At 44.4% G+C, this 7,574-nt stretch carries 5 protein-coding genes and 2 pseudogenes; 2 read left to right on the top strand and 5 right to left on the bottom strand.

What is annotated here, in order from left to right; translation table 11 throughout:
- Positions 1–112 precede the first annotated feature (112 nt).
- From FC814_RS21635 to FC814_RS21625, 3 genes and pseudogenes are all read right to left on the bottom strand, one after another.
- On the bottom strand, positions 113–3,610 hold the full coding sequence (locus FC814_RS21635; protein WP_137326451.1) for an autotransporter outer membrane beta-barrel domain-containing protein: 3,498 nt from the start codon (positions 3,608–3,610) through the stop codon (positions 113–115).
- A 584-nt stretch (positions 3,611–4,194) separates the two neighbouring features.
- Positions 4,195–4,440, bottom strand: a pseudogene (locus FC814_RS21630) (IS91 family transposase); the annotation flags it as partial.
- Positions 4,441–4,501: 61 nt separating this feature from the next.
- Positions 4,502–6,034, bottom strand: a complete 1,533-nt coding sequence (locus FC814_RS21625; RefSeq protein ID WP_137326450.1) for an IS3 family transposase — start codon at positions 6,032–6,034, stop codon at positions 4,502–4,504.
- Between the two features lie 72 nt (positions 6,035–6,106).
- Here FC814_RS21625 and FC814_RS21620 point away from each other — a divergent pair.
- Positions 6,107–6,289 (top strand): annotated as a pseudogene (locus FC814_RS21620) (iron-containing alcohol dehydrogenase); the annotation flags it as partial.
- 154 nt (positions 6,290–6,443) lie between these two features.
- Here the strand turns inward: FC814_RS21620 and FC814_RS21615 are convergent.
- Positions 6,444–7,178 (bottom strand): helix-turn-helix domain-containing protein, encoded by a 735-nt coding sequence (locus FC814_RS21615; RefSeq protein ID WP_032354011.1) that lies wholly within the window; start codon positions 7,176–7,178, stop codon positions 6,444–6,446.
- Positions 7,179–7,267: 89 nt separating this feature from the next.
- Here FC814_RS21615 and FC814_RS21610 point away from each other — a divergent pair, with 89 nt between their 5' ends.
- Positions 7,268–7,504, top strand: coding sequence for a PerC family transcriptional regulator (locus FC814_RS21610; RefSeq protein WP_301546387.1), 237 nt, complete (start codon positions 7,268–7,270; stop codon positions 7,502–7,504).
- A 10-nt stretch (positions 7,505–7,514) separates the two neighbouring features.
- On the opposite strand, the gene FC814_RS23745 is transcribed toward FC814_RS21610, so the two are convergent.
- Positions 7,515–7,574 (bottom strand): IS1 family transposase (locus tag FC814_RS23745; protein WP_071528444.1); only part of this gene is annotated, 60 nt, incomplete at its 5' end.

The raw sequence follows: 7,574 nt of genomic DNA, 5'->3' as shown, positions 1-7,574 counted from the left end.
TGATAGAAACAGAAGCCACTGGAGCACCTCAAAAACACCATCATACACTAAATCAGTAAGTTGGCAGCATCACCCAATATTTTGTGAAGGATATTTATAATGTAAAGACACATCAGAAACGATATTCCACACTCAACATGGCAGATGTATTATGGTATCCATGTTCTCCAAGTTGAATGCCTGCATCAGCCCGGAATGCTACTTCTGGTGTTATCATTCCCACAACACCACCATTTATTTCTCCGATATCACGCGCACCATCCTGGTATATACTTACACCATTCATACTGGTGCCGAAAACACGACTATTGTGCAACCAGTGTGCCTCCACAAATGGTCTGAACGGAACCGCATACCGCGTATTTTTACCGTTTTTGCTGGTAAGCCATGTTCTTGCTCCCAGGCGGGTGAGAATATTTCCGTTACCGGTATTTTCAATACTGGTTCCGTTACTTTCATGATATTTGTCTGATTTTACATTCATCCGGACAACCTGAAGCTGCGGCTGAACATACCATTCATGACTTCCCTTGTAATTGTCGGTAAACTCTCCAGCCTTCCATGAATATCCTGCTTCCAGAGATACCGTAAACCCTTTTGACTTCCATGACTCAGCAGGCAGCCGTTCTCCATTTATATGATTATCAAACCAGCTGTATTGCAGCCAGCTATCAAGATAAGAACCATTGTGTGTTTCATCATTGGCATACCATGTTGCATAAAGACCCGCTGTGTATCCATTCATTCTTCCTTCCGAATGGTATCCGGTGCTCAGGGCATTCGTACTGTTATTATTATGACCATAGCCAGCCATCATACCTGTATGCCAGCGATCGGTACCATTCAGGCTCCACTGAGCTATATCTCCCCCTATTAACACAACGTAGCTATTCCCCCGGGTTCTCAGCTGACTACTGTTGTCACGCCAGCGATTATGTTTTCCTTTATTATACATCCAGATACCTGCTTCATTTTCTTCTCCTGTCATGTGGCTGATATACAACTCCTGTCCCTGTCGTTCATACAGATTCGTTACAAACAGATTATTTGCAGCAGCAATACTGGCAACATAGCTACCTGCCTCAGGACGCAAATTATTATCATGGCTTTCCGGTACAGCTTCAGGTTGTGGTACAGGAATGTCTTTTCTGCTAATCAGATACCAGTTAGTGCTGTTAATCCCCTGACCACGTTTCAGTATGTAATCATAAGCTCCGGCTGTAATACGTTCCGTCTGAATGAATTCAGCATTATCAGCATTGCCACTGACGTGAATCACTTCAATCCCATTAAGTGTCTCTGCACCAGTACCACCGGCCTGAGTAACAGCGACACGGGTACGGCCACTGGCATTACCTTTAATCACCAGACGATCTGTTTTCGAATTGTCACCACCTGTTTCTGTCTGGAGGAGAATAAGTCCATTTCTGCCAGTGTAATTCCCTCCGACAGTCAGTATATTACCCGGCATATATGTAGTGAGATCGACTATACCACTATTGCTCAGATTTCCTGCAACGCCCCCAAACCCGGAGAGTTTGCCCTGCTCTTCAACAATGACCTGGTTACTGCCGAGCATCACCGGTGAATCTGCGTTCCCCAGTATCACTGTCCCCTGAATAATATCTGTCATCCCGGTCCATTTTGCGTTATCGCTAATGTTCAGTGCACCTGCTCCCGTCTTGCGAACATTACCATAACCACTGATATTGTTGGTAAGCTGCCATGCTGATGTACTGTTCAGAGTTAATGTGCCATAGTTATCAACAAAGGCTGTCCCCAGATTATCAGCCGTGGATACAGCCAAATGAGCCCCCTTATTCACGGTAAAAACACCGGAAAAATTACGATTATTACCCGTTATATCAAGCATTCCCCCATTTATGTTCAGAGAACCATCCCCTGCAATAGTACCTGCAGATTCTCCTCCATTATTCAGTATCAGACTTCCGCCATGAATGTTCAGCACAGAGCCTGCAGCCGTCAGTAGTTTGCTTATTGTCTGAGGATACCCATTCATATCCAGTTCTGCGCCACGGGATAAATATAAATACTCAGTCCGACCAAGAGCATCAGGTGCAGCAAGAATTAATACGCCAGATTTAACCTCTGTATTTCCTGTATAATTGTTTGTTGCAGAAAGTATAAGAGTACCATTACCTGATTTTGTCAGACTTTTGCCGTCCCAGCCATCATATAATAAAGGTGAAAGATTATCGGAAAGAGAAACGCCTATGTTCAGAGTGGCATCTTTTTCTATATTAAAGGTTCCATATCCCATCCCTTTTGTATTATTCCATCTCAGCATGGATATCAGTTTGTTATCGTCGCCATTTAAAGACGTATAAACATAACTTTCAGCACCTTCTGTCAGTAATACATTGTATTGTACAATGTGACTATTATCAGCGATCGAGATACCTGTGTCTGACGACAATAATGTGTAATAGTCCTGAGTCCAGTTCTTAATTGATGTGTCTATATTAAGCCATGAATCACTTTTTAATGTAATAGTATTTGCGTGAACATTAGCATTTCCTACAGACAGGTTCATAGATGCGTCTTCATCAATACTTATATTTCCGTTAAAAATGGAGTTCTTGCCTGACAGATAAACAGATGAGCCATTCCCAATCATTAGCCCACCATTAATTGCTGTTGCGTTATTGATGTTTTTAATAATTAATTCATTTGTACCATTAACAGGTATACTAGCTAGTTTAATATCACCATTAATCACAGAATCTGAATAAATATCTAATGAATTATACCCGCCAGAAAAAAATATTGATGTATTATAAGCATCTTTTTGGCTATTATATAATCCTGAAAGATTACCATGATTATTAATATGGATATCTTCTCCATAAACAGAGCAACCACCGTCGGGGCCATATCCCCCCTGAACAATACCGTTATTATTCAAAGTGATTTGATTTCCAGAAATAGCATCTCCCCCTTGTTTTATTCCATATCCTCCAGATATCATGTTGTCGTTAGTAATGAAAAGATTACTACCATTAATACCATCACCACCGTTTACGCCATTACCGCCCAATATTCCTCCGGAATTATGCACTGTAATATTGCTACCGGTTACACCGGAACCACCTGTCCCACCTACATCATCACCTCCGTATATACTTCTGTAATTATCAACTATAATATCATCCCCGCTTAACCCTGCACCTCCGCTACTTCCTGAGCCACCAAGACCATTACCCCCATATACATTTCTGTAATTGTTTATAGATATTTTGTTGCCACTAACAGCAATTCCACCATTATATCCATCTCCTCCCCAAACACTACCATTATTATTTAGCGTAAAGTTTTTACCGTAGACACCTGCACCACCGATTGATGTATTGCTTGTTCCTCCTTTGATGTTAATACTGCTTTCAACAGATAGTATATTTTGAGTATAACTTGTTTTATACGGCACGCTGATATTAAGCGCCGCGTTTCCATCAACACCTGTAATACTCCTGGTTATACTTTCAGGTATACCATTACCATTCAGTTGTATTGTTTGCGCACCAGAAAAATGAGACTGCACAGAATAAAGTATACTGACCAGAAATTGTAAAATTCGTATATTCTTATTCATACTGTTTTTTCTTTAGTGATGCATTTTTTATCAACCATACAAGCACATTATTTCATTGATACTAATCACATCAGGATGAATGTTTTTTCTCAATAGAAATAAGTATCTTTATTCCTTACCAATTTATTCTGGTTATTCCTCTTATCCAGACGTCTCGTGATACTCCCTGTATTTATTATAGAGTATATATATGTACTGCGTTTAAATCATGAAGACGACAACCTGTTTTACATAAATTATTCCTAAGTATTTTTCCAGAGAAGACCTAGGTATAATGATGTGCACTGTCTGGTTTTCTTACAACTGACTTAGCGATCTGCATATCCGTGATAACGCCTGAATAAATAGGACGAGAGAACTCTTAACCAAATAATCTAACACTTTTAATCGACAGGAATTAAAAACCCAGGGAGGTTAAAAAAACACAAAAAAATGGATGTTTATTCAACTCTGGTTACGTACCATGAGGACTGCATCCACAATGCACCGGCAATTAAATGACTTTCATTGATTGATTTTTTATATCTGTGATGATTTTTTGCTCCATTCCTCAAAAAATGGACGCAACTTCCCCTCTGCGGCTCTCAGCTGTATACCCGCTGTCGTGCCAGTGGCTCATGCATCATGACCAGCTCTGCCAGACGGTAGCCCCGCTTCAGCCCCGTAAACCGCATCTGACCTCCGCACAGGATGCACTTCAGCGGGTCAACCTTCAGTAACCGCTGATACACCCTTCTCCGCCTGATTTGCATCGCCGTTTTTCTCTCCGTTTCTGTTATGACGTACACAACATTTTCCAGTAACCGGCGCTTCACCGGACTCAGGAACCCGTTGTCAACGCCACGATGTTTGACCGTTCTGGGGATGCGGACGATTTCCTGGACTGCTTTATCATTCCAGCCCGCATTGTTGGCGGTACATTTTGGGGCTGACTGCACCCGGCGATAATTTTATACGCCGCTCGTTATACCATCTGATGTAAGTATCCACTTGCTGCATGAACTTTTCTGACGTGATGCCCGACCATTTACGCCCATGATACATTTCCGTTTTCAGTCTGCCGAAAAAGCCTTCGCATGCCGCATTATCAGGTGAACATCCTTTGCGGGACATTGAGCGAATAAGACCTTCTGCATTCACTCTTTCCAGCCAGCCTGACCAGCGATAATGCCCACCTCTGTCACTGTGTATCACCGGTCGTTCGCCAGCATTTAACGTTTCGACAGCGCTATCCAGCATAGTGTTGACCAGTTCAGCATCGGGGCGTGTACTGAGAGACCAGCTCACAACTTTTCCATCGAAGCAGTCCACCACCGATGATAGCCAGACTTTACCTGCAGGGAGGTGGAACTCCGTGATATCTGTCAGCCATTTCTGATTAGGTTGCTCCGCCTTAAAATCTCTGGCGATAAGGTTATCCGGAGCCGGTCCGATTTCTCCGCAATATGAGCTGTAGCGGCGACGACGGTTACGGCTGACGACAAGCTGTTCTTCCACCATAAGTCTGCGTACAACCTTTTCTGATAGCCGCCCCCCCTCATGCCTGAGCATCGCATGCAGGCGACGATAGCCATAACACTGGTAATTACTGTTAAATATATCTGTCAGCATCGTACGTATCGTGGCGTATTTATCACCGGCTTTCAGTGCAGCCCGGTGATAAAAATAACTGCTACGGGCAAGGCCCAGAACATGCAGTAATTCTGTCAGGGGATATGTTTGTCTCAGGGCATCAGCGATCTTCGTTTTCTCTCTGTTGTTCAGGTGACTGATACTGATGCCCGGGTCTTTTTTTATGATTTCCTCCGCCTTTTTCAGAATATCCAGCTCCATCTGCCGGCGGCGTATTTCCTGATTCAGTCGGGCGACTTCCTCCCGCAACGCATCGCGTTCTGCCTCCAGGGAAGGTTCGTTATGTTTACGCATAGTCTGGTAAGCACTGTTGCCGATAATTTTATCTTTCCATTTATACAATACCGCACGACTGACACCAATACGCCTGGCGATTTCACTGGCTGATACTTGTCGTGTACAGAGTGCCATGACAGCCTGACGTTTGACTTCTGGTTCAAAGGGCGCAACCGGGTTGGCCTTACTGGTAAATATACGTCGTCTGTCGGGATAAAGTTCATTAACCCAGCGAGCGAGTACATCAGTGCAGGGATAACCCAGGGCTCTGCTGGTAAACGCCAGGCAGCAGCCGTGGTTAAGATAATGTTCAACGGCAACCTGTTTTTGCTCATCGGAGTAACGGTGCTTATGACGAATGGATTCTTTTGCGCCACCACCTGCTTCCCATGAGCGGATCCAACGCCGCAGATTTCTTTTCGAAGGGTAGCCCAGTTCGCGTACGACGGGAGCCAGCTTCTTACCATATTTGAAATAAAGCTCAATGGCGCGGATTTTTTCTTCTTCAGTAAACATGTTTTATCTCCTGAGAGTCCAGGAAATCGTCCGCATCCCCATTTACCGTCTTATATCACTGGCGCTGACAGTATATCTGCAATCAGGGAACTGGCCGGAAAAGTGAATATCCCGACAGGTCTGAAAGCCCTGAACGTCAGAGAAGAGGATATCCCTGTTCTGGCCGCTAATGCCCTGAAGGATGCATGTGGTCTGACAAACCCGATTCAGGCTACACAGGAGGAAATTGAGGCCATTTTCCGCTCAGCAATGTAAGCACAGGACCTTCACAGACGGTGAAGAACGATTAAAATATTCCGGCACATTTCCGGTGAGTGGCGATGCGTCAACAGCAATCGGGAATGACCACAGAGACACGGAAATGTGCCGTTTCCATAAAATGCCCGCCGTTCTTCAGAATAATTCAAACTCAGCATTCACTTTTATGCTGCCCGTGCTCCTGAAGCGCCAGCATCCGGTGAGGCGTGACGCCAAAACATTCCCTGAACACGCAGATAAAATAAGATGTGCTTACATAACCACACTGCGCGGCCACCCTGTTGACCGGCAGACGGGCCTGTAACAGACGGCGTGCATAGCCCATTCTCACATCCAGAAGCACTCCGGTGAACGAACATCCTTCTTCCTTCAGTTTCTTTTTCAGCTGACTTTCACTCATATACAAACGACTGCTGACATCCCGCAGCTTCCACTGGTGTGAAAGGTCAGTACAGATGATATGCCTCACTCTCCCGGCCACAGAAAGCATTCCGCCCAGCAACAAAGGAAGAAAGCCTTTTTTTGATGCAAAGACAGCAATGCAGGAAAAAAACATCTGCTCGGAAAATCCGGGATGAACAAATCCTCCCGAATTCAGATGATGCATAACGTCACGCAACAACGCAGGATGAGCAAAGGCCACTCTGATGAAACCAGAAGAAACCGTGTTGTCGGCCTCCCGGTTGCCGCCACAACTCTCCAGATATCTGCGGATGATATTTTCATCCAGCCGCACCTCAGTGATATGCGCAGCATGAGGCTGAAAATCCTCACGATCAGTATCATCAATCAGAAGCACATCTCCTGCAGAAAGGGACAGCATTTTCCCGGCAAACTGCAGGGTGAATGCTCTGTCAGCCAGTACAACAGAACAGACAAAAATCATGTTCACTCCGGAACAGAACAGGGACAAAAGTATCTTAATAACTATAACATACCGGGAAGAAAGCATGACCGACCAGAGCAGAGGTGAATATGATTACTGATAAAAAAGCTGAAGAGCTCGAACAGCGGGGATTATGGCGCAGAGCCGCTGCACGCTGGCAGGAATTGCTGCTGAACTACCTGCAGGAAGATGATCGGATCTGTATCCAGAGACGGATACAGCACTGCCTGAAACGTGCAAAAATGAAATCACAGAGAGCAACCAGCCAGGAAGAGTTCTCCTTCAGATTATTACGCAGTTCTGCAATACAGACGGAAAAAGGGTAATGACTCTAACTTATTGATAGTGTTTTATGTTCAGATAATGCCCGATGACTTTGTCATGCAGCTCCACCGA

Source organism: Escherichia sp. MR (assembly GCF_005280595.1).
In the GTDB taxonomy this organism is placed as follows: Bacteria; Pseudomonadota; Gammaproteobacteria; order Enterobacterales; family Enterobacteriaceae; genus Escherichia; species Escherichia ruysiae.
This window is presented reverse-complemented; position numbering and strand designations above follow the sequence as displayed.

Bases quoted from the DNA above. Each gene is read 5' to 3' on its own strand.
- FC814_RS21610 (WP_301546387.1), top strand. From the start codon at position 7,268: ATGATTACTGATAAAAAAGCTGAAGAGCTCGAACAGCGGGGATTATGG.
- FC814_RS21615 (WP_032354011.1), bottom strand. From the start codon at position 7,178: ATGATTTTTGTCTGTTCTGTTGTACTGGCTGACAGAGCATTCACCCTG.
- FC814_RS21635 (WP_137326451.1), bottom strand. From the start codon at position 3,610: ATGAATAAGAATATACGAATTTTACAATTTCTGGTCAGTATACTTTAT.
- FC814_RS21625 (WP_137326450.1), bottom strand. From the start codon at position 6,034: ATGTTTACTGAAGAAGAAAAAATCCGCGCCATTGAGCTTTATTTCAAA.